The following is a 21,461-nucleotide window of genomic DNA, read 5'->3' as shown; positions in this document are numbered from 1 at the left end:
TGAGCTATCAGCGACAGTCAGAAGGAGGCCCAGATGGGTTTTCACCGAGGGTTCCACGCGATGCAGGAAGCTCGGATGCGGGGCTTCGGCTTCCCGCCGCCCGGTCACGGACACGGCCACGGCCGGGGTGGCGGCCGGGGACGCGGCGGTGGCCGCGGACGCCGGCCGAACGTCCGCGCCGCGGTGTTGGCGCTGCTGACCGAGCGGCCGATGCACGGCTACGAGATGATCCAGGAGCTGGACTCCCGCACCGGCGGCGCCTGGCGACCGAGCCCGGGGTCGATCTACCCGACCCTGCAACTCCTGGAGGACGAGGGCCTGATCGCCGGCAGCACCGAGTCGGGCGGTGGACGGCGCCGCTTCGGGCTCACCGAGGCCGGGCAGGAGGAGGCCGCCCAAGCGGCCGCACAGCCGCCGTGGGCCGAGTTCGCCCAGGACACCATCAACAGTTGGCACGACATCCGGGAGGCCGGCTTCCAGGCGATGAACGCACTGCGCCAGGTCATGGCGACCGGTACGGACGATCAGCGTGAGCGGGCCGCCCAGGTGCTCGACGAGACCCGGCGCAAGCTGTACGCCATCCTCGCCGAATCGGAGTAGCCGGAGTACGCCGGCTCGTGCCGGCGACCGGACCGGGCCGGTCGGTAGTGCCGCCGCGCCCGGCGGAGACCAGTCGATCGGGGCACTGTAGAGCTGCCCCGCCTGTGCGCCCGGGCGCCGCGGTCGGCATCAGGCCGACACGGCGCTCGGGCGATCACTGCACTCGGGCGATCGCAGCACTCGGGCGATCGCAGCACTCGGGCGATCGCAGCACTCGGGCGATCGCAGCGGGGAGGGCTGTGGGTGCCCCGGCTGTGCACCCAGCTCGACAGCCTCCGGGAAGACTTGCCCACGGCGGGCCGACTCCGGCGTCTCATCCCCGGCCGCAGGCAACCCCGACCACCGCCGCCGGTGCCCGGGGCGGCGGTCAGTGCACCGTCACGGTGGGCTTGACGACCAGGTCGCGCAGCTCCTCGGGCAGCTCGGCACCCATTTCGTCGGCGAGCCGGACTGCCTCCTCGATCAGGGTCTCCACGATCTGCCCCTCGGGCACAGTCTTGATCACCTGGCCCTTGACGAAGATCTGCCCCTTGCCGTTGCCGGAGGCCACCCCGAGATCCGCCTCCCGCGCCTCACCGGGACCGTTGACCACGCAGCCCATCACCGCCACCCGCAGCGGCACCGGCAGCCCCTCCAGGCCGGCGGTGACCTCCTCGGCCAGCTTGTAGACGTCGACCTGGGCCCGGCCGCAGGACGGGCAGGAGACGATCTCCAGGCCGCGCTCGCGCAGCCCCAGCGACTCCAGGATGGCGGCGCCCACCTTGATCTCCTCGACCGGGGGCGCGGAGAGCGAGACCCGGATGGTGTCGCCGATCCCCTCCGCGAGCAGCGCGCCGAAGGCCACCGCCGACTTGACCGTGCCCTGGAACGCCGGCCCCGCCTCGGTCACCCCGAGGTGCAACGGATAGTCGCACTGCTCGGCGAGCTGCCGGTACGCCCGGATCATGACCACCGGGTCGTTGTGCTTGACCGAGATCTTGATGTCCCGGAAGCCGTGCTCCTCGAAGAGCGAGCACTCCCAGAGCGCCGACTCGACCAGCGCCTCGGCGGTGGCCTTGCCGTACTTCGCCAGCAGGCGCTTGTCCAGTGAGCCCGCGTTGACCCCGATCCGGATCGGTACCCCGGCCGCCGAGGCCGCCGCCGCGATCTCCTTGACCTTGTCGTCGAACTGCCGGATGTTGCCCGGGTTCACCCGTACCGCCGCGCAGCCGGCGTCGATCGCCGCGAAGACGTACTTCGGCTGGAAGTGGATGTCGGCGATCACCGGGATCTGCGACTTCTTGGCGATCGCCGGCAGCGCCTCCACGTCGTCCTGGGACGGCACCGCCACCCGGACGATCTGGCAGCCGGAGGCGGTCAGCTCGGCGATCTGCTGGAGCGTCGAGTTGACGTCGGCGGTCAACGTGGTGGTCATCGACTGCACCGACACCGGCGCGCCGCCCCCGACCAGTACCGAACCGACCTTGATCTGTCGGCTGACCCGCCGGGTCGCCAGCGGTGGCGGCGGTACGGCGGGCATGCCGAGGCTGACGGCGGTCACTCTTTCTTCACCTCTGGATCAGGGTTATCGGATTGACCACGTCGGCGGTGATGGTGAGCAGCGTGAACGCGCCGCCGATCAGGATCAAAGCGTACGTTACGGGCATCAGCTTGAAGTAGTCGACCCGCCCGGGGTCGGGCTTGCCGAGCCGGGCGAAGAGCCAGGAGCGGACCCGTTCGAACCAGGCGATGGCGATGTGCCCGCCGTCCATCGGCAGCAGCGGAAGCAGGTTGAAGACGCCGATGAAGAAGTTCAGCGAGATGAAGAGGAGGACGAAGACCTCCCAGAGGCCGTGCTGGACGGCCTCGCCACCGAGCCGGCTCGCCCCGACCACGCTGATCGGGGTGTCGACGTCGCGCTCCTCACCGGTGATCGCCGCCCAGAGGGCCGGGATCTTCTGCGGGATCCGCTGGATCGCCTTGGCGGTGTTGACCGCCATCTCGCCGGTGAAGTCGGCGGTGGCGCCGAAGGCCCCGATCGGGCTGTAGGTGACGGTCGGCGGAGTGCCGAGCCCGACGCCCATGGCCGAGACCGGGCCGACCGGCCCGTCCGCCTGGTCCTGCGGCGGGCGCTGCACCTCGGCCAGGTTGACCTGGGCGGTCTGGGTCGTGCCGTCCCGCAGGTACGTCACCTGCACCGGTCCCGGCTTGGTCGCCCGCACGGCGTCCAGCATCTGGCCCCAGTTGGCCACCGGGGTGCTGCCGATCGCGGTGATCACGTCGCCGCTGCGCAGGTTGGCCTGGGCCGCCGGGCTCGCCGGATCGCCGGGCTGGCAGGCCCGGGCCGCGTTCTCCCGGACCACGCAGGGCGCCAGCTCGATCCGGGCCGGCTCGTTGCGGATCTCCGCGGTGTTGGTCGGGTAGTCGGGGTTGGGCAGCCCCATGAAGATCGCGGCGAACCAGAGGGTCACGATGGCGAGGGTGAAGTGCGCCACCGAGCCGGCGGCCATCACCGCGGTCCGCTTCCAGAGCGGGTACCGCCACATCGCCCGGGGCTCGTCCGCCGGGTCGACGTCGTCGTCCTGCGGCGTCATGCCGACGATCTTGCAGAAGCCGCCCAGCGGGATCGCCTTGAGGCCGTATTCGGTCTCACCCCGCCGGAACGACCAGATGGTGGGGCCGAAGCCGACGAAGTAACGGGTGACCTTCATCCCGAACCGCTTGGCCACGAGCATGTGCCCGGCCTCGTGCAGGCTCACCGAGATCAGGATCCCCAGGGCGAACGCCACCACCCCGAGCAGATACAGCATCAGGCTCCTTCCACCGCTTCCGCGATGATCTCCTGGGCGTGCGCCCGCGCCCAGGACTCGGCGGCGAGCACCTCCTCGACGTTACCCGGTTCGGCAAAATCCGGGGCCGCCTCCAACACCCGTTCCAACGTGTCGACGATGCCGAGGAACGGCAGCCGGCCGGCCAGGAAGGCGGCGACGCACTCCTCGTTGGCCGCGTTGTAGATCGCCGGGCGGCAGCGGCCGACCGCACCAGCCTGCTTGGCCAGGCGTACGGCCGGGAACGCCGCCTCGTCCAGCGGTTCGAAGCGCCAGCTCTGGGCCGCTGTCCAGTCGACCGCGGGCGTGGCCCCGGCGACCCGGTCCGGCCAGCCGAGGGCGAGCGCGATCGGCAGCCGCATGTCCGGCGGGCTGGCCTGGGCCAGCGTCGAGCCGTCGACGAACTCGACCATCGAGTGGATCATCGACTGCGGGTGCACCACCACGTCGATCTGGTCGTACGGCACGCCGAACAGCTCGTGGGTCTCGATCACCTCCAGCGCCTTGTTCACCAGGTTGGCGGAGTTGATCGTGACCACCGGCCCCATGTTCCAGGTGGGATGGGCCAGCGCCTGCTCCGGCGTGACCCGGGTCAGCTCGTCCCGCCGCCGGCCCCGGAACGGTCCGCCGCTGGCGGTGAGGATCAGCCGGCGTACCTCGGCGCGGCTGCCGCCGCGCAGGCACTGGGCCAGCGCCGAGTGCTCGGAGTCGACCGGCACGATCTGGTCCGGTCGCGCGACGGCGGCGCGGACCACCGGCCCCCCGGCCACCAGCGACTCCTTGTTGGCCAGCGCGAGGGTACGCCCGGCGCGCAGCGCTGCCAGGGTGGGCGCCAGCCCCAGCGAACCGACGACCCCGTTGAGCACGATGTCGCAGGGCCACTCGGCCAGCTCGGCCATTGCGGCCGGCCCAGCGACGATCTTGGGAAGCTTGAAGTCGCCGCTGGCCCATCCCCGCTTGGCGGCCTCGGCGTAGAAGGCGAGTTGCAGGTCCTGCGCGGCGGATGCCTTGGCGACCCCGACCGCCTCGACCCGGAGTTCGAGGGCCTGGGCGGCGAGCTGGGCCACGTTGCCGCCGCCGGCACCGAGCGCGACCACCCGGAACCGGTCCGGGTTGCGCCGGACTATGTCGATCGCCTGGGTACCGATCGAGCCGGTCGAGCCGAGCAGGACGACCTCGCGCGGAGAACTCACCCGGCTATTCTCCCTGACCGTCGCCGGACGTCCGCCGCAGCCTCGGCCCTGCACCCCGAGGTGCCTCTCCCGGCCTCGTCGGGCGGCCGGAAGGCGGTCACCTCCCGGCCGGGCCGGCGCACCACCTGGGCGCTGCCAGTGTTCGCCCTGTCGCGGTCAGTGTTCGCCCTGTCGCGGTCAGAGTTCGTCGGTGGTGATCAGGCCGTCCTGCAGTGCCCGGGCGACGAGGGCGGCTTTGGTGGGTGCCTCGCGGCCGACGTTGGCGTACTTGATGCGTACCCGTTCGAGGCAGGAGTTGACCCGATGGACGGTGAGCCGAAGGCGGCGGGCGACCATCTCCTTCGATTCGGAGTGGAACCATTCGATCAGCACCTGGTGCTCGCGGGGGGAGAGCCGGGGCCGCTGCGGGCGCTCGTCGGTGCCGAAGGCACCGGCGAGGGCAGGTGGGGTGTACGGCGTCCCGGCCGCGGCGGCCGTGATGGCGGCCACCAGGTGCTCCTCCCCCTCGGCCTTGGTGAGATAGGTGAAGGCGCCGATGTCGAGGGCGGTGAGGACGCTGTCCCGGTCGCTCCGCATGCTGTAGACGACGACCTGGCGGCCCGCGTCGACGAGTCGCTTCAGGTCGCCGTACGCGGGACCGGTGACGTCGAGCTGGAGGTCGAGGACGACGACGTCGGCCCGGTCGCCCGGGTCGAGCCAGGCGACGGAGACGGTCGGGCCGGCGGCGACGACGCTGATCGGCGGATCGGCCAGGGCACACCAGGCACGCACCCCGGCGATGACGACGGGATGGTCGTCCACGACTACCGCAGTGATCATCGTTCTCCCTGCCAGGCGGCCTGGATCCACAGGCGATCTCCGACGACCGTCGTGGACTGCCGGACCCCGTCGCCGTCAGGCATCGGTGGTGGGGCCGAACACGCGGCGACGACGCTGACGGTCACCGTCTCGCGGGTGCTGGCGACCGTGAGCCGGGCCTTGCCACGAGCGGTGGCGAGGGCGGCGATGGCCGGCTCGACGAGCCGCTGGCAGACCAGTGGTGGCAACTCGGGGCGGGTGCCGCACTCCGCGAAGGAGACCGAGACGCCGTTGCGCTCGGCCTGCTCGATGCAGGCCCGTAACTCGTGCGACAGCGAGTCGGCGGCGCCGTCGGTGGCGATGAGCCGGCGCATCCGGGCGGCTTCGGCTGCGCACATCCGGCGCACGGACTCGTCGCCCGGGTCCAGCTCGCCGGAGGCCAGGCCCGCCAGCAGTGGTACGGCGGTGGCCGACAACCCGGAAAGCCTGCTGGTCCGGTCCGCGTGCAGGTGCCGGGCGACCGCGTCGGAGGTGCGCACCCGTTCGGCGGCGCGCAGCGCCTGGGCGGACGAGGTCGCCATGCCCCGCAGGACGGCGGCGATCATCGCGATCGCGAGCTGGTAGGCGAGCACGGCCCAGGTGGCGCTCACCGCGCCGGCGACACTCAGGGCGGCCTGGCCGGCTCCGGCGGCCTGCCCGAACGTCATGAGGTAGTGGGCGGCGAGGACGGCGACGAAAGCGGGGATCCGACCGTCCATCATGAGCAGCACGACCTGCCAGCCCGCGTCCCCCTCCGACCAGTGCGCGGCGCCGAGCAGGTACTCCGGTCGCACCGACGCGGTCGCCAGGGCGGAAAGCGCGAAGACCAGCACGAGCAGTGCCGGACGCCACCGGCCGAGCGGGCGGTCGCGCCAGGTGGCGAGGGCCACGGCCAGGGTCACCGCGACCAGGCCGGCCCAGGTGACGACCTGGGGCCAGAACGCGGCGTACGCCTCGCGGCTGGACAGCAGGCGCGGCAGATCGAGAAACAGGAGGATCGCCAGGGACATGACGACGACGGCCCAGCGCAGGCCGCGCTGGAACGAGCCGGCGATGATCTCCTGGTCGTTGCCGCCGAGGTCGGGGACGGTCCGGGGACAGCTGAGGGTGACCGTCGTACCATGGCCGGGACGGCTCTGGATCCGCGCCTCACCGCCGATCCGGATCATCCGCTCGACAAGTGATCGGGTCACCCCGTACCGGTGGCTGCCGACGCGGGCGAGGTCGAAACCTCGGCCCTGGTCAGCGATCTGCACGGTGACCCGATCGGCGTCGTGTTCCACCCGGATCTCGGCCCGGTCGGTCCCCGCGTGCCGGACGACGTTTGTCAACGCCTCGCGCACGCCGCGACTGAGCGACACCGCGTCCGCGGCCGGCAACGGCAGGGAGTCGGGAGTCTGCCAGGCGATGTGCGGGAGAGCGTTGTCGGCGACCTCGTGCAGCAACGGGACCAGGTCTGCCTCGCCGTGCAGCACCTCCTCGGAGCGCCCCAGCTCCCGCAGGTCGCGGCGGGCCTGCTCGGCGAGCCACGGCTCGGTCCGGGCAACCACGCCGCCGCCCACCATCAGCAGCGTCGCGGCTGCGGTGTCGTGCAGTGCCGCGAGGTACTCCCGTTCGTCGCGTCGCCGGGCCGCCGCGACCGTCGCGGCGTGCCGCAGTTCCGCAGTGCGTTCGATGGTCCGGTCCGCGGCGCGGGCACCACGCCGGACGAACCGGTAGAGCCCCCACGAGAGGGCTGCCTCGGCGGCCGTCCAGGGCCCGATCGACGGGTCGACGAGCCAGCCGCCCGGATCGGCCAGCGTCGCGCCAACGTAGTAGGCGGTCACGATGGTGAGCGTGGCCCCGGCGAGCAGCCGCCAGTCGAGCTGCCAGGGGTAGGTGACGACCACCAGGTTCAGGGCGACGAAGATCCACGTTCCGCCCCCGCGCGGGTCCGAGGTGACGGTCCAGGGCTGCGTCAGGCAGGCGGCGCAGACCGCCGCGACGTCGGCGAGCGGCAGCCAGCGGCGGACCGACCGGGAGCCCCGCACCAGGGCGGCGGCGTAGCAGAGGCTCCAGCCGTTGAAGGCGGCCACCACGGTCACGGCCACCGCCCGGTCGGGCACCGGAGCGAGCGCGAGGTAGGCCGAACTGGACAGACCGATCACGACGACGCGGAGCCCGAGTGCGTAGATCAGTCCCTGACGGAGGAGCCTCTGTTCCACCGGGCCCGGCACGACGCTCATGGTATCGCCGCGCTGTCACATTCCGGGTGCCGCTGGTGGTCGAACGACCACCACTACCCACCCCACACGATCGATACGCTCAATGACGCAGGTAGGACAGCGTGTAGTTGGGGGGTGCCATGACGGGAGGGGTGCCGTACCCGGCCACTCCGGCTTCGCCCCGGCCGTCGAAGCCGTTGCGTTGGGCGACCGGGCTGCGCTGGGCCGCCGCGCTGGCAGCCACAGCCGTCCTGATCGGGCTCGCGGTGATCGTCGTCGTGCAGGCGGGACAGATCGATCAGTTGCGCGGCGACGTGACCCGGGCACAACGTGACGCGGAGGCCGCCGCGGACGGGACCGACCAGCGACTGGACAGTCTGGACGGCCGGCTCTCCTCGGTCGAGAAGCAGAACGAGCAGGCCTTCGATCCGCAGCGGGTCGCAGCCGCCGTGCTGCCCAGCGTCTTCCAGGTGATCGCGGACGACTTCACCGGCAGTGCGTTCGCCGTCGGAAAGGCCACTACGACCGGGCGCACCAACGTGTTGACCGCCTTTCACGTGATCGAGCCGGTCTGGTCGCGCAACGGCAGGTCGGTGAAGCTCGAGCGTGACGGCAAGCGGTACACCGCCCAGATCGCGGACGTGGACCAGTCGCAGGACATCGCCCTGTTGAGGGTCGACGCCGTGTTCACCGGACTGCCGCCTGCCGCCGAGGACCCCGATCCCGGCGAGAACGTCCTGGTCGTCGGCACGCCGCTCGGCCTTTCCCAGACCGTCACGACCGGCGTGGTCAGCGCGGTGCGTGAGCGTACCGACGGACCCGGGTCGATGATCCAGTTCGATGCGCCGGTCAATCCCGGCAGCTCCGGCGGGCCGGTCGTCAACACGCGCAGGGAGGTCGTCGGGATCGCCGACGCGAAGGCCCGTGACGCGGAGGGCATCGGGCTCGCCGTGCCGATCCAGACCGCCTGCGCGACCTTTCACGTCTGCTGATCAACACCGCGGAGGAACCCATGTCGTACCCGTCGTACGGGCCGGAGGACACCCAGTACCGTCCGCCAGCCGTACCCCACCAGCCGCACCAGCCCCACCAGCCCTACCCGGCCGGCGGCTACCCGCAGGCGCCCACGCAGCCGGTCCCTCCGGCGCCGTCGGTGTCGCCTGCGGCGGCCCCGCCGACCTCCGCACCACCCACCTCCGAACCGGCGACGCAGGCCTTCCCCGCGCAGCAGGCGTATGCCCCGGGCACGCCGTATGCGCCCGGCACGCCGCATACCCCGGGTATGCCGTACGCGCCGGGTGTGGCAGCCGCCGAGGCCCAGGCGCCGTCGTACGCGTCGGGGCCGCCGCCCGTGTTCAGGGGGCGTGCCACGCTGCTCCTCGCGATCCTGTCGGTCGCGCTCCTCGTCCTCGGCGGTGTCGGTTTCGGCCTGTACTTCAACGAGCGCGGTGAGCTACGCGAGACCAGATCCGACCTCAACACCCAACTTCAGGAGCAGCGCGACACCGTAACGCAGCGGGACGCGAAGATCGCCGAGACCGAGAAGAAGGTCAGCGACCTCACCACCGAACTGACCACCACGAAGGACAACCTGTCCGACGTCACCAAGGAACGCGACGTCCTGCTGCCGTGCATGCGGCGGGCGCAGGACATGTTCGACGCTGCCCGCGACCGGAACGAGAGCAGGCTGAGCACGGCACTGCGCCAGGCCGACACCGCGTGCAGCAAGGCCCAGGCCGGCATCGACTGAGCTGCCCGTTCGTCCATCACGGCGGTGAACATCGGCGGATCGGGTCGGGTCAGGATCTCCTGCCGGGCCAGCCGCGTCGCCACCTGCTCCTCCACCTGCTCGGCGGTGAGCAGCCCGCCGCTGGCCAGCAGGGCCCGCGCGTACGCCTCGGTCTGCAACAGTCCGGGTTCAACCCAGCACCGCCGGTTCCGCCGTACCCGCCGGTTCCGCCGCACCCGGCGGGGCTGCGGACGTACCCGGCGGGGCCTCGGATCGGCGCGAACCTGCCGCCCACGCGTTTCGACGGACTACCGCGACGACCGGGTCGGGCTGCACGTGTACCTGGGTGCGGCGTTCTTCGCCGCCACCGCCGACCTGTACCGGCTCAACCCCCCCGGAGCTGACCTCGGTTGCCTCTCGCGCTGATCAGGGCCTGCCCGGGACCGCTCACGGGCGGCTGAGTCGGAAGGTCTCCAGTTCCTCGCCGCCATACCAGTCGGTGCGCCGGCCGATCGGGGCCATACCGAGCCGACGGGCGACCGCCATCGACGCCTCGTTGCCAGGCGCCACCACGGCGTAGATCTCCGGCACCCCGGCGGCGAAGGCACGCTCGACCGCGCCCCGGGCCGCCTCGGTGGCGTAGCCGTGCCCCCAGGAGTCGGGGTGCAGGTGCCAGCCGACCTCGATATCGTCGGTCAGCTTTCCCTCGTCGCGTCCGGGCATCGGCTTCAGCAGTATCGTGCCGACCACCCGGCCGTCATCCCGGCGCTGCATCGCCCAGATGCCGTACCCGGCGCCGAACCCGGCGTTGCGGGCATGCCAGCGGCGTACCGTCTCGGCGGCCCCGGCCGGCTCGCGGAGCGGCAGCGTGGGCGCGTTGAGGAACCGGACCACCTCGGGCCGGGAGTACGTGTCGTAGACCCGGGCCAGGTCGTCGGGCTCCAGCGTCCAATCGCGGACCACCAGCCGCTCGGTCTCGTAGATCGTCACGCGGCCGGATGCTAGTCAACCGGCACCCAGTTGAACAGCCATTTACGGCGCGGCGCGGCGCGGCCCGGCCAGGCTTCGGTCGAGGCGCCCGACAAGTCAGACTGTAGGGGACGGGTTAAGGCCGTCTCGGTGGAGCCCAGTTCAACCGTCGTAGCGACCGGCGAGGTCGGCCGCCGACTCGCGGACGCCGTACCGGCGGTAGACCTTGGCCAGCGGGCCCGGCGCCCACCAGTTCCACCGGCCGAGCAGCCGCATCGTGGCCGGCACCAGCAGCGCCCGCACCAGCGTGGCGTCGACGACGATCGCCACGATCATCCCGATCCCGATCAGCTTGACGAAGACCACGCCGCCGGTGGCGAACCCGGCGACCACCACGATCAGCAGCAGTGCGGCGGCGGTGATGATCCGCCCGGTGTGCTGGAGGCCGGCGGTCACCGAGGCGGTGTTGTCGCCGGTGGCGTCCCACTCCTCGCGTACCCGGGAGAGCAGGAAGATCTCGTAGTCGGTGGCGAGTCCGAAGAGGACCGCCAGCATCAGGATCGGATTGCTCGGTTCGATGAAGCCGGTCGGGGTGAAGTCGAGCCAGTCCGCGAGGTGTCCATCCTGGAAGATCCAGACCACCACGCCGAACGACGCGCCGATCGAGACCAGGTTCATCAGCACCGCCTTGATCGGCAGCAGCACCGACCCGAAGGCGAGGAAGAGCAGCACCAGCGTTGCCGACGCCATGATCAGGGCCATCAACGGCAGTCGCGCCGTGAGGCTGTCCAGCAGGTCCACGTCGAAGGCGGGCCGCCCGCCGACGAGCACCTCCGCGCCGGCCGGTGCCGGCAGGTCCCGGATCAGCCGGACCACCCGCTCGGCCACCGGGCCGGTCGGCTCGCCCGGATAGGTCACCGAGAAGAGCGTGGAGTCGCCCCGGTTCGCGGTCGGCTGCACACCGGTCACGCCGGGAAGTTGTCGGAGCGTGTCGGCGAACCGCTGTGCGTCGGCGGCGGGAGCGCCGGAGAGGAGTACCTCGACCGGGCCGACGCTGCCGCCGGGGAAGTCCGACTCGATCCGCTCGGCCACCATCCGGGGCACCGCGTCGGCCGGGAGTACCCGCTCGTCGAAGCCGCCGGCCTCCATCCGCAGCGAGGGGGCGGCCAGCACGGCCAGCACCGCGAGCACGCCCAGCAGGTAGAGCACCGGTCGCCGCATCACGCTGTGGGCCAGCCAGGCCCAGGCACCGGAGCCGCCGATCCCCGCCGTTGCGGCACTGTCCAGCCGGCGCTGCCACGGCAGGCGTACGGCCAGGGCGTTGATCCGGGTCCCGAGCACCGCCAGCAGGGCCGGCAGTACGGTCAGCGCGGCAAGCATGGCGACCAGGACGGCAGCGATCCCGCCCAGTCCCATCGAGCGCAGGAACGACTGCGGGAAGATCAGCAGACTGGCCAGCGCGGTCGCGATGGTGAGCCCGGAGACCAGTACGGTCCGGCCGGCGGTGCTCATGGTGCGCCGGATGGCCTCGGTACTGGACCGGCCGGCGGCAAGTTCCTCGCGGAACCGGCTGACGACGAAGAGGGCGTAGTCGACGGCCATGCCGAGGCCGATCAGCGTGATGATGTTGATGGCGAAGACGGAGACCTCGGTGACCGTGCCGATCAGGCGTACCGCGACGAAGCCGCCGAGGATAGCCAGCCCGCCGACCAGCAGTGGCGTCGCGGCGGCGATCAGTCCACGGAAGATCAGGATGAGCAGCACCAGCAGGACCGGCAGGGAGAGCATCTCGGCCCGGGTGATGTCCTCCTTGCTCTGCTCGTTCGCCTCGTCGAGGAAGGCCACCGTGCCGCCGGCCTCGGTGCGGACCCCGGGCGTGTCCAGGGCCGGCCGCAGTTCCCGGTACGCCTCGGCCTGCTCGTCGGGGTCGGTCGCCCGCAGCCGCACCGCCGCGTATGTGGCGTGCCGGTCGGTCGAGAGCAGGGCCGGAGCCTGTGTCTCGTACCAGCTCGTCACGCTGGCCACCTCGGGGTGCTGGCGGAGCCGGTCCAGGGTGGCGGTGACCGGGTCGCGGAAGGCGGGCTGCTCGACGGTGCTGTCCGGGCTGGAATAGAGGACGAGCAGGTCCACGCTCTGGTTGCCGAGTTCGGCGGTGATCCGCTCGTGGGTGCGGACCGACTCGCTGCCCGGATCCTCGAAACCCCCGCCGGTCAGCGAGCCGAACACCCCGGTCCCCCAGGTGGCGCCGACCGCGACCAACACCAGTCCGGCGGCGAGCACCGCCCAGCGGAGTCGGACCACCGCCCTACCCCACCACGCGAACATCGTCTCGCCTCCCCCGTCGGCCGCTACCAGAAAAGGCCGCACAGCAACCAAACCGCAGCTGCCCCGACCGCGCACACCGGGCGCGGAACACCCAGGACGCACGCCAAGACGCCCGCACGCCCCGAAATTAGGCAACAGGCTCGTGCCGGGCCCGCAAACGATTATGTGCTTCGACAGCCCGGCAAGCACCGCCGGTCGACTGGTTCCAGATCCAGACGGCGCATCCGGCCGCGCGGCATCGCGACCTGATCCCGCGCCACGAGCACCTCAATCGGGTTGGCGCGCCCACCCGCGAGCCAACGGCATGACCGACTGCCGTACCTGAGGTGCACTGGTCAAGTCGTTCAAGGCACTGGACCGTCGGATTCCGCGGTCGCGCTGAGGCGGTCCCGGATCAGCGCGATCACGGTGTCGGCGGTCCGGTCGAGGTGACTGCGACCATCGGGTAGCCGGGCCTTCGGGCTGATGTAGCTGCGCGGACCGACGTGGGTGGCCGGGTCGAGCCGGTGCACCGTGATCTTCCCATCCCGGTGAGCCCGGTTCCATCCGCTCCAGCGGAACAGTCGCCACCGCTGCGGGAACATCCAGGTGCCGACTCGCTCAATCCGGTCGCCGGTACTCGTGAGCCGGTCGAGGTGCTGGGCGTGGCTGATGTCGTTGGCGCCGTTGTGGAACCCGCCGAGAGTGATCAGCCAGAGCGGGGAGCGCAGTTGGGACCACAGTTCCTCCACCGCGCCGGTGGCGACCTGGGCGCCGCCGCTGTAACTGAGCATAACCACCGGGATACCACTGTCAGGCTGATAACCGGCGTACCGGAGCTGAGTGGCGATCTGCGAGCCGACGGCGCGGTTGTACAGGGGTCGGTACCGGCGGTCGGCGGCGACGAAGGTCTGCATCACGTTGTGCAGGAACAGCACCAGACCGATGTGGCGGCGCAGCCATTTCCACACCGGCCGGTCGGCGAGCGGAAGGGCCAGCGGGGAGTACGGCTGCACCTGGCCCAGCACCCTGAGCTCCGGCGCTCCGTCGATCAGGGACTTGACCAGTCGGCCGCCGTCGCGGGTGTCGTGGAAGCGGCGTTTCCCGATACCGTCCAGATAGACCAGGTAGGCGTCCGGGGGGCGGTCCGCGTCCGCGCCTCGGGCCGGGGGCATGCCCTTGGGGCGTACGATCGTGGGGGTCCGCCAGCCTGCGGCATAGACCAGCACCTCGTAGCGGGCGAGCAGAGCTTCGGCGATCAGGACCGGTCCGACCCCACCGAGCAGCAGCAGAAGCGCAAACTCCATCATGCGAGCGGCTCCGGTGTTCTTGTCGTGTTGAGCCTCACGACCAGGCGGCGAATACCCTCGACGGCGACGCCGAGCGCGATTCCCGCGACGGCTACGCAGCCGGCGGCATCCCACCAGCCGATCCCGGTCACCGAGGCGAGCTCGGTGGCGAGGCCGGCCCCCACTCCCACCATGAGGAGCAGGTGCAGTAGCGGCCCGAGCAGCGGGAACGCGAGGATTGCGGCAAGCAACAGCGGGGCGGCCAGGCCTGGTGTCCAGACCAGCGCAGCCTCGTCGCCCGGTGAGGTGGGCAGCACCAGTTCGGCGAGGGTCCAGGCGGACAGTGGCCAGAGCGCGAATACCGCGCCGTCGACCACGGCGCCGCCCAGCACCATCCCCACCACCCTGGTGTGCGACACACCAGACAGGCGTGCCACCACGGGCAGGAGACGCCCGACGGCCTCGGACAGCCCGGCGAACAGCAGCAGGATGATAACGACAGTGGACATCGGTCAGCCCCGCGGTGGCAGATCGGCAGAGTCCGGCTCGGTCAACGGGCCGGTCTGCCGCAGATAGCGCTCGAGTTCGTCGGCGGCGCGCGAATAGCCGCCTGCCTGACGCTGGGCGACCTGAAGGGTGCTCGCGGCGGCCCGGAATCGGGGCTCGCCGAGCACACGTTGGGCGAGGGCGCGCACGACCTCCACGTTGACGTCCTCGGTGCGGATCGCGAGGCCGGCACCGAGTTCGACGATGCGGGAGGCCACCAACGACTGGTCAGCGCCCTGCGGGACCACCAGCATCGGGACGCCCGCGTACAGGGCCTCGTTGACGCTGTTCACCCCGCCGTGGGTGATGAACAGCGCTGCGCGGGACAGCACCTCCGGCTGCGGTACGGAGCGGTGGGCGATCACGTTGGCCGGCAGCGGGCCGAGCGCGGCGGGATCGGTGGGTCCGGTGGAGACGATCACGGTGCCACCCAGCGGGGCGAGCGCGTCGGCAAAGCTGCGCAGCAGCCGCCGGTCGGCACCGAACACCGTGCCGAGCGAGGCGTAGAGCACCGGGTCCAGCAGCCGCTCGACCGGAAACGACGAGTCAACTGGGCGGGCACCGATGCTCGGTCCGACGAACCGGTAGGAGTAGTCGAAACTGTCGACCTCGGGGTGGAACGCTCGCGAGGTGTAGACCAGGTTGAGCGGCTGACGGATGTTCGCCAGGTCGACCAGGGGCACCTCGCGCGTGTCGTACCGGCGGCGCAGCTCCCAGCGCGACTTCAGGTACCCCCCGGCGTGCCGAGGCAGGGCCGCCGCCGCGGCGAGCAGCTCCCAGGAGCCGTGGGTGGGGCTGGGCACGTGCCGATTGAACGCGAACGTGGTGAACGACGACGCTGCCGGCACGCCGAGTTCCCGGGCTGCCACCGGCCCCCACAGGCAGAGGGAGTCGTGCACGATCAGGTCGGGCCGGGCGCCGCGCAGATCGGTGAGTACGGCGGGTAGCACGCGTACGGCGGTGCGGGCAAGCTGCTCCATCACCGTGACCGGCGTCGGCGGGCCGGAGAGCGGCTGGTCATCCCCGGAGTAGAGGAGCACTCGGGCGCCGGTAGCCGCGATCTCCTCGGCGTAGGCAGGCGTCGTGTGGTAGGTGACGGAGTGGCCCCGACGAACAAGCTCGGCCACGACCGGCAGCGTCGGGTTGATGTGCCCATGCATGGCGATGTTGAGGAACGCGACTGTGCTCATCGGCCGACCCCGGACAGGAATGGGGTCAGCGCCCGGCAACATGTAACGATCACGATCCGCCTTTCTCGATCACAGCGTAGACGCTGCCGGATGGCATAGTGCCGTGGACAAGGTACTCGCCACGTTCCGCATGCAGGTTCGAGCGGGTCGAGCCGCACCGCACCGCGACCGGGTTCGTGTCCGGGCTGCTCGCCGATCGCGAGGTCAAGACGTTATGCCAGCTCGCTGAACAGGCCGGACATGCCCGTCCGACACGACGCCGGTAGCCGCGCACCGGCAACGGCCAAGCTCGCACCGGGGCGGCCCAACCGAACTAGGCTTCCCGAGCATGACCGCCGAGCTACCCTCCCGCGCCGACGTCGTGATCGTCGGCGCCGGCCACAACGGCCTGGTTTCCGCGATCCTGCTGGCCCGGGCCGGCCTCGACGTGGTGGTGCTGGAGGCCGCCGACACGCTCGGCGGGGCCGCCCGCACCGAGAACCCGTTTCCCAAGGTGCCGCAGCTACGGCACTCCACCGGCTCGTACCTGCTCGGCCTGATGCCGCCGGAGCTGATCCGGCTGCTCGACGTGAAGCTGCCGGTGCTGCGCCGGGACCCGCACTACTTCCTGCCCACCCCGGGCGGGCCCGGCTCGCCGTACCTGCTCTTCGGGGCCGACCGGGAGACGACCCGGCAGCAGATGGAACGGTTCTTCTCCCGGGCCGACGTGGCGGCCGACGACGCGATGCAGGCCGAACTCGCCGCGCTCCGCGACGACCTGGCGCCGGCCTGGCTGGCCGAGCCGCTGCCCGTGCCGGAGACCGCCGACCGCTACATCCGGCCTGCGCTGCGCCAGGTCTTCGTCGACCTGGTACGCGGCTCGGTCGCCGACTACCTCGCCCGGTTCGACTTCCGCTCCGAGCTGCTGGTCTCGATGTACGCGGTCACCGACGGCGTCTCCGGGTTGAACGCCGGGCCGGACGACCCGGGTACCGGCTACAACTTCCTGGCCCACAACATGTGCCGGCTGCCCGGGGCGGGCGGCACCTGGATGATCGTGGCCGGTGGGATGGGTACGGTGAGCCGCACCTTCGCCGACGCCGCCCGGGCCGCCGGGGCGAGGCTCTTCAGCGGTACCCCGGTCGCCGCGATCACCATGGACGGCGGCGCCGCCAGCGGAGTCGTACTCGACGACGGGCGGAGCGTCAGCGCCGGGGTGGTGCTCGGCGCCGGTGACCCGTACCGGCTGATGGAGCTGGTGCCCGACGGCGCGCTGCCGGCCGCGCTCACCGAACGGATGGCGGCGGTCCGGCGCACCGGCACCACCCTCAAGGTCAACCTGGCGCTCGCCGGGCTGCCGGACTTCTCCTGCCTGCCCGAGGGGGCGCCGAGCCCGTTCGGCGCCACCATCCACCTGCTGCCCGGCTCCGCGGCACTACTGCCCGGCTCGGCCGGCGACTCGCCGATGGCGGCGCTGCGCGGCATGTGGGCGGACGTGCGGGCCGGGCGGCTGCCGGACGAGCCGACCATCGAGTGGTACCTGCACACCACCGTCGACCCGTCGCTGAAAGACCCGGCCGGGCACCACTCGTCGGCGCTCTTCGTGCAGTCCGTCCCGTACGCCCCGACCGGCGGCTCCTGGGACGAGCTGCTGCCCGGATACGTGGCCCGGCTGCTGGAGATCTGCGACCGGTACGCCCCCGGCACCACCGGGCTGGTCGCCGACGCCGTGCCGCTGACCCCACCCGGCATCGAGGCGCACTTCGGCATCACCGGCGGGCACATCCACCACGTCGACAACACCGTCTCGTTCACCGACCGGATGCCGTACGCCACCGGGATCGACGGACTCTACGCCGGCGGTGCCGGGTGCCACCCCGCCGGCAGTGTGATCGGCGCGGCCGGGCACAACGCGGCTCGCCGCATCCTCACCGACCTCGGTCGGTTCGGCCCGGCCGCCTGAGTTCCGGCTCGGCCACCGTCCCGGCTCCACCTCGGGCCGGCAGCTCCGCCGGCTCCGGTCCCGCCTCGGGCCGGCGGGCTCCGCCGTCCCGGGGTGGCGGTGGGGCTCAGCCCGCGCTCTCGGACTCGGCGGCGGTCGCGGTCGCCGGGGTCTCGTCGACCCGGTGCGCCCGGATCGAGTGCCCGACGCTGGTCAGGCAGCGCCCGCTGGCCAGGTCGAACCGCCAGCCGTGCAACTGGCAGGTGAGCTGGTTGTCCTCGACGATGCCGAACCGGGTCAGGTCCGCCTTCAGGTGCGGGCAGCGCCGCTGCACCACCCAGTCGCCGAGGGTGATGTCCTCGGCGTCGGTGGCCCGCTCGTGCTCGTCGTACCAGCCCTCGGCGTACTGGAGGCGCTCCTCGGAGAGGCACTTGAAGAAGGCGTAGACGAACTCGTTGTACTGGCCGATCCGCGCCGCCGAGAACCGGCAGGAGAGGAAGAGCGAGTTGACCCAGTCCACCTCTTCGATGTGCAGCAGGTGCTCGACCAGCGCCCGCTCGGTACGGAACCGGTAGCGGACCTTCTCGTCCGCGTACGGCCGGACCTCCTTGCCCGGGAAGTCCACCAGGATGGATTCGACCGACTCGCCGTCGTAGCCGACCAGGTCGAACCGGACCGGCCCGCCGACCCCCTTGGCGAGATAGATCGACTCGTCCAGCAGCGGCTCGATCCGGCGCTTCATCTCGGCCAGTACGTCGATCTCCGGGTGCCGCCAGGACGCCTTCGCCGCCTCGATCACCGGCCGGGAGCGCTCCTGGTACTCCCGCAGGTGCTCCTCCTTGCGCGCGAAGAACTCCCGCACGTCCGGCACCGGGTGGGTGGTGTGCACGGTGTCCGTGCCGATCTCGGAGACGCTGCCGGGGAGCAGGATCACCCCGTTGTCGTAGCCGAGCCCGGTGTAGTGGTCGAGGAAGACCTGCTGGTCGGGGAAGATGTTTCCCTCGTCGCCGTGGATGTCGTTGAACTGCCACAGCTCGTCGTCGAGGAAGCACGGCGGGCCGGCGATCGGGAACACCCAGGACGCCTTGAGGTCGTCGATGTAGCGGATGGTCCGGTCCATCTGCCGGTCCCGCTTCTGCTTGCCGAACGCGGTCTTCGCCGCGCTGGGCAGCTCGTAGACCATCGGATACCAGATCGCGCCGGAGAACTGGAGCAGGTGCGCGTGCACGTGCCCCAACTCGGCGAAGACGCCGAGGTCGGCCGGGCGCGCGTCGTTCTGGTTCAGCAGCCGCACCCCGTCGTACTCCACCCAGAGCGAGGAGTCGCCGATCGGGCCGTCGGTGGGGCTGGTCAGCGCCTGGATCATCACCTTGAGGCCGCCGTCCAGCTCGACGACCTCCTCGCTCTTCGTCTTCAGGAAGCTGGTGAAGCCGAGTTCCCGCAGCTCGTCCTCCAGCTCAGAGGTGGGGTACTCGGGCAGCAGGACGGTCGCCTTCTTGGAGACGAAGCGCGTGAGGTGCGCCGCGTCGAAGTGGTCCCGGTGCAGGTGCGAGACGTAGAGGTAGTCGACGTCGCCGAGGCTCTCCCAGTCGAGCTGTGAATTGTCCGGGAAAGGGAACCATGAGGCGAAGTAGGCCGGGTTGACCCACGGGTCGCACAGAATGCTGCCCGCACCGGTGTCGATCCGCATGCTCGCGTGTCCCGTACCGGTCAACCGCACCGCACGGTCCCCCTATCTCGTCCCTCGCCGCAGGCGATCACAGGTGTACGCCCAAACGCTACCGGAGGCCCCGTACCGGCCGACCCGGGACGCCCGGTTGCGCCACCCGATCGCGCCGGAGCCCTGCCGAGGACGGAGCGTTGAGCGCGGCGCCAGGCCGCTGGAGAGCGCGGCGCCGGGCCGTGCCGAGGCGCTGCACCGGGCAGAGCCGGCTGCGGCGGAAGGCCCGGCCCGTGCGCCGTACGCCGGGTGGCACATGCCAGACTTACCAGCATCCGATCGTGAGGAAAGGACCGGAAAGTGGCTGGAAGCGAGCCGGTGACGTCACCCGACCAACGCAAGCCGGGGCACCGCAAGGCGGGCCAGATCGGCGCGATCCTCTCTGCGGCGGCGCTGGTGCTGATGATGTTCAACAACAACGAGGTCAGCGGCATCGCGAAGATCTGGCTCGGTTCGATCGCCGCCGCCCTGGTCCTCGCCGTCGTCGGCGACGCGATCCTGCGCCGCAACGGCCTGCGTTCCTGACCCTCGACCCTCGGCGTTCCCGACCCTCGACCGTCGGCGGTCCTCAGCACCGCCGGCGTTCCTGTCCCTCGACGGCGACGCCGGGGAGACCTGCCCAGCAGGCTCGACAGACCCGTCCTCGACCTGGGCGGGGTGGCGGCCGGCGCTGATCGGCGCCGGCTGCGGTTCATCCGGCCCCGGGGCGGGGCCGGATGCGCGACCGGGCCGGGTGTGTGACAGCGGCCGGATTCGTGTCACTGGCCGAGCAGCAGGTCCTTGACCTCCTTGAGCGCGGCGTCGACCTCGGCCTCGAAGTAGCCGCCAGGGACCAGTCCGAACCGGGTGGTGTCGAGGTCGGCAGGGTTGACCGGCATCGGACCCCGCCCCGCCATGCTGCCGAGGATCCCCTCGAACAACCGGTCGACCTGGTCCGGGTCGTAGCCGCTGCCGAACCGGCGTACCTGGAAGGAGCGCCGGATGTGGTCGATCCGGGCCATCTCGCTACCGGGTGGGCCCATCAGCGGCGGACCGCCCGCCGGTGGGCCTCCCATCGGCGGCCCGCCGGCCGGCCCGGGCATCGGCGGCAGGGCGTCGCCCATGCCACGCCCCGAGCCACGAAGGTCCCGGTCCGGCATCCGTATCTCGGCCGTCATGTCCGCCCGGCTCGGCCGCCCCGCGTCGAAACCGTCGAAGCGCTCGTTCGCCCCGAACCCGCCGGGCGGCGCCCCCGGAGCGCCCGGGCCGCCCGGCGTACGCGGCGGAAGTGGTGCCCCCGGGCCGCGCTGCGGATCGAACCCGCCCCGCTGCGGATCGAAGCCACCCCGCTGCGGATCGGGCGGACCACCCCGCTGCGGCTCGAACCCGCCGCGTTGCGGTGGCTCCATCCCGCGTTGCGGTGGCTCCATCCCGCCCCGCTGCGGATCGAAACCACCGCGCTGGGGCTCAAAACCGCCACGCTGGGGCTCGAAACCGCCGCGCTGCTGCGGATCGAAACCACTTCGCTGCGGCTCGCGCCCTTCGCGCTGCGGGTCGAAGCCGCCCCGCTGGCCGCCGAAGCCGCCGAAGGTGCCGGTCGGCTCGTCGTACTGGCCATAGGCGTCGTTGGGCGGACCGGCCTGGGCCGGCATCGGCCGAGGCGGAAGCTGGCCGGGCGGAAGACCCCGGTCGTCGCGCATCGGTGGCCCCATCCGGTCCGGCGGACCCATCCGGTCCGGCGGACCCATCCGGTCGGGAGGACCCATGCGGTCCGGCGGCCCCATCCGGTCGGGGGGACCCATCCGGTCCGGCGGACCCATCCGCTCCGGTATCCCCCGGTCGGCGAGCCGCGGGTCCCCGCCCCGACCGCCGCCGCGCTCCTCCAGCTCGGCGATCTGCCGCTCCACCCGGTCGAGGTGCAGGTCCACCTGCCACTCGTCGTACCCGCCGAAGCGCACCCGGAAGACGACGTCGTGCACCTCCTGGGAGGCGACGGGCGCGCCCAGCGGCTCACCGGCGAGCGTGGCCTCGACACGATCCAGGAACGTGTCGACCTCATCGACCTTGTAGCCCCGCCGGAGCGCCTTGCGCCGGAAACGCTGACCCTGACTCGCCACTATGTCTCCTGGTTCGCTCGCTCGCTTCGCTCGCTCACGCCGCCGCCCCGCCACGC

The 21,461-nt window shown here is 71.6% G+C and carries 17 protein-coding genes and 1 pseudogene; 5 read left to right on the top strand and 13 right to left on the bottom strand.

Translation table 11 applies throughout. The features are described from left to right. Positions 1-33 precede the first annotated feature (33 nt). A complete protein-coding gene (locus tag AAH979_RS01425; protein ID WP_346255922.1) occupies positions 34-600 on the top strand; it encodes a PadR family transcriptional regulator in 567 nt (188 codons plus the stop codon). A 367-nt stretch (positions 601-967) separates the two neighbouring features. Here AAH979_RS01425 and ispG read toward each other — a convergent pair whose 3' ends face one another. The 5 genes from ispG to AAH979_RS01400 all read right to left on the bottom strand — a co-directional run bounded on the left by ispG (position 968) and on the right by AAH979_RS01400 (position 7,641). Next, a complete protein-coding gene (ispG, locus tag AAH979_RS01420) occupies positions 968-2,140 on the bottom strand; it encodes a flavodoxin-dependent (E)-4-hydroxy-3-methylbut-2-enyl-diphosphate synthase (RefSeq protein ID WP_318395350.1) in 1,173 nt (390 codons plus the stop codon). A gap of 7 nt (positions 2,141-2,147) precedes the next feature. Beyond that, positions 2,148-3,389: a site-2 protease family protein gene (locus AAH979_RS01415; protein WP_346255921.1), complete on the bottom strand. Its 1,242-nt coding sequence runs from the start codon at positions 3,387-3,389 to the stop codon at positions 2,148-2,150. Further along, positions 3,389-4,600, bottom strand: coding sequence for a 1-deoxy-D-xylulose-5-phosphate reductoisomerase (gene dxr, locus AAH979_RS01410; RefSeq protein ID WP_346255920.1), 1,212 nt, complete (start codon positions 4,598-4,600; stop codon positions 3,389-3,391). Before dxr ends, AAH979_RS01415 begins: the two co-directional genes overlap by 1 nt. Positions 4,601-4,777: 177 nt before the next feature. After that, a complete protein-coding gene (locus tag AAH979_RS01405; protein ID WP_346255919.1) occupies positions 4,778-5,419 on the bottom strand; it encodes a response regulator in 642 nt (213 codons plus the stop codon). Beyond that, entirely contained in the window at positions 5,416-7,641 is a 2,226-nt protein-coding gene (locus AAH979_RS01400) for an ATP-binding protein (protein WP_346255918.1), read from the bottom strand. The genes AAH979_RS01405 and AAH979_RS01400 overlap by 4 nt, the downstream gene beginning before the upstream one ends. A 140-nt stretch (positions 7,642-7,781) precedes the next feature. Here AAH979_RS01400 and AAH979_RS01395 point away from each other — a divergent pair, with 140 nt between their 5' ends. Both AAH979_RS01395 and AAH979_RS01390 read left to right on the top strand, forming a co-directional pair. Next, positions 7,782-8,633 carry a trypsin-like peptidase domain-containing protein gene (locus tag AAH979_RS01395; RefSeq protein ID WP_346255917.1) on the top strand — a complete coding sequence of 284 codons (852 nt, stop codon included), beginning with the start codon at positions 7,782-7,784 and terminating at the stop codon, positions 8,631-8,633. A 308-nt stretch (positions 8,634-8,941) separates the two neighbouring features. Continuing rightward, positions 8,942-9,391: a hypothetical protein gene (locus AAH979_RS01390; protein WP_346256310.1), complete on the top strand. Its 450-nt coding sequence runs from the start codon at positions 8,942-8,944 to the stop codon at positions 9,389-9,391. An 8-nt stretch (positions 9,392-9,399) separates the two neighbouring features. Here AAH979_RS01390 and AAH979_RS01385 read toward each other — a convergent pair. The 6 genes and pseudogenes from AAH979_RS01385 to AAH979_RS01360 all read right to left on the bottom strand — a co-directional run. Further along, a pseudogene (locus AAH979_RS01385) lies at positions 9,400-9,567 on the bottom strand (Scr1 family TA system antitoxin-like transcriptional regulator); the annotation flags it as partial. 250 nt (positions 9,568-9,817) lie between these two features. Then, a complete protein-coding gene (locus tag AAH979_RS01380) occupies positions 9,818-10,360 on the bottom strand; it encodes a GNAT family N-acetyltransferase (RefSeq protein ID WP_346255916.1) in 543 nt (180 codons plus the stop codon). 141 nt (positions 10,361-10,501) lie between these two features. Beyond that, positions 10,502-12,664, bottom strand: coding sequence for an MMPL family transporter (locus tag AAH979_RS01375; protein WP_346255915.1), 2,163 nt, complete (start codon positions 12,662-12,664; stop codon positions 10,502-10,504). Positions 12,665-13,008: 344 nt separating this feature from the next. After that, on the bottom strand, positions 13,009-13,953 hold the full coding sequence (locus AAH979_RS01370; protein ID WP_346255914.1) for a hypothetical protein: 945 nt from the start codon (positions 13,951-13,953) through the stop codon (positions 13,009-13,011). Next, positions 13,950-14,441, bottom strand: a complete 492-nt coding sequence (locus tag AAH979_RS01365; RefSeq protein WP_346255913.1) for a hypothetical protein — start codon at positions 14,439-14,441, stop codon at positions 13,950-13,952. The genes AAH979_RS01370 and AAH979_RS01365 overlap by 4 nt, the downstream gene beginning before the upstream one ends. Before the next feature lie 3 nt (positions 14,442-14,444). Continuing rightward, positions 14,445-15,668 (bottom strand): macrolide family glycosyltransferase, encoded by a 1,224-nt coding sequence (locus tag AAH979_RS01360; protein WP_346255912.1) that lies wholly within the window; start codon positions 15,666-15,668, stop codon positions 14,445-14,447. A 328-nt stretch (positions 15,669-15,996) separates the two neighbouring features. Here AAH979_RS01360 and AAH979_RS01355 point away from each other — a divergent pair, with 328 nt between their 5' ends. Next, a complete protein-coding gene (locus AAH979_RS01355) occupies positions 15,997-17,610 on the top strand; it encodes an NAD(P)/FAD-dependent oxidoreductase (protein ID WP_346255911.1) in 1,614 nt (537 codons plus the stop codon). A 106-nt stretch (positions 17,611-17,716) separates the two neighbouring features. On the opposite strand, the gene AAH979_RS01350 is transcribed toward AAH979_RS01355, so the two are convergent. Then, positions 17,717-19,309, bottom strand: a complete 1,593-nt coding sequence (locus tag AAH979_RS01350) for a Rieske 2Fe-2S domain-containing protein (RefSeq protein ID WP_346255910.1) — start codon at positions 19,307-19,309, stop codon at positions 17,717-17,719. Positions 19,310-19,609: 300 nt separating this feature from the next. Between AAH979_RS01350 and AAH979_RS01345 the strand changes: the two genes are divergently transcribed. Then, complete coding sequence (locus tag AAH979_RS01345) at positions 19,610-19,834, top strand: hypothetical protein (protein WP_346255909.1); 225 nt, start codon at positions 19,610-19,612, stop codon at positions 19,832-19,834. Positions 19,835-20,067: 233 nt separating this feature from the next. Here the strand turns inward: AAH979_RS01345 and AAH979_RS01340 are convergent, their stop codons facing one another. Beyond that, on the bottom strand, positions 20,068-21,405 hold the full coding sequence (locus tag AAH979_RS01340) for a DivIVA domain-containing protein (RefSeq protein WP_346255908.1): 1,338 nt from the start codon (positions 21,403-21,405) through the stop codon (positions 20,068-20,070). Between the last annotated feature and the right edge of the window lie 56 nt (positions 21,406-21,461).

The sequence above is a fragment of the Plantactinospora sp. ZYX-F-223 genome (assembly GCF_039649625.1).
GTDB lineage: Bacteria > Actinomycetota > Actinomycetes > Mycobacteriales > Micromonosporaceae > Plantactinospora.
This window is presented reverse-complemented; position numbering and strand designations above follow the sequence as displayed.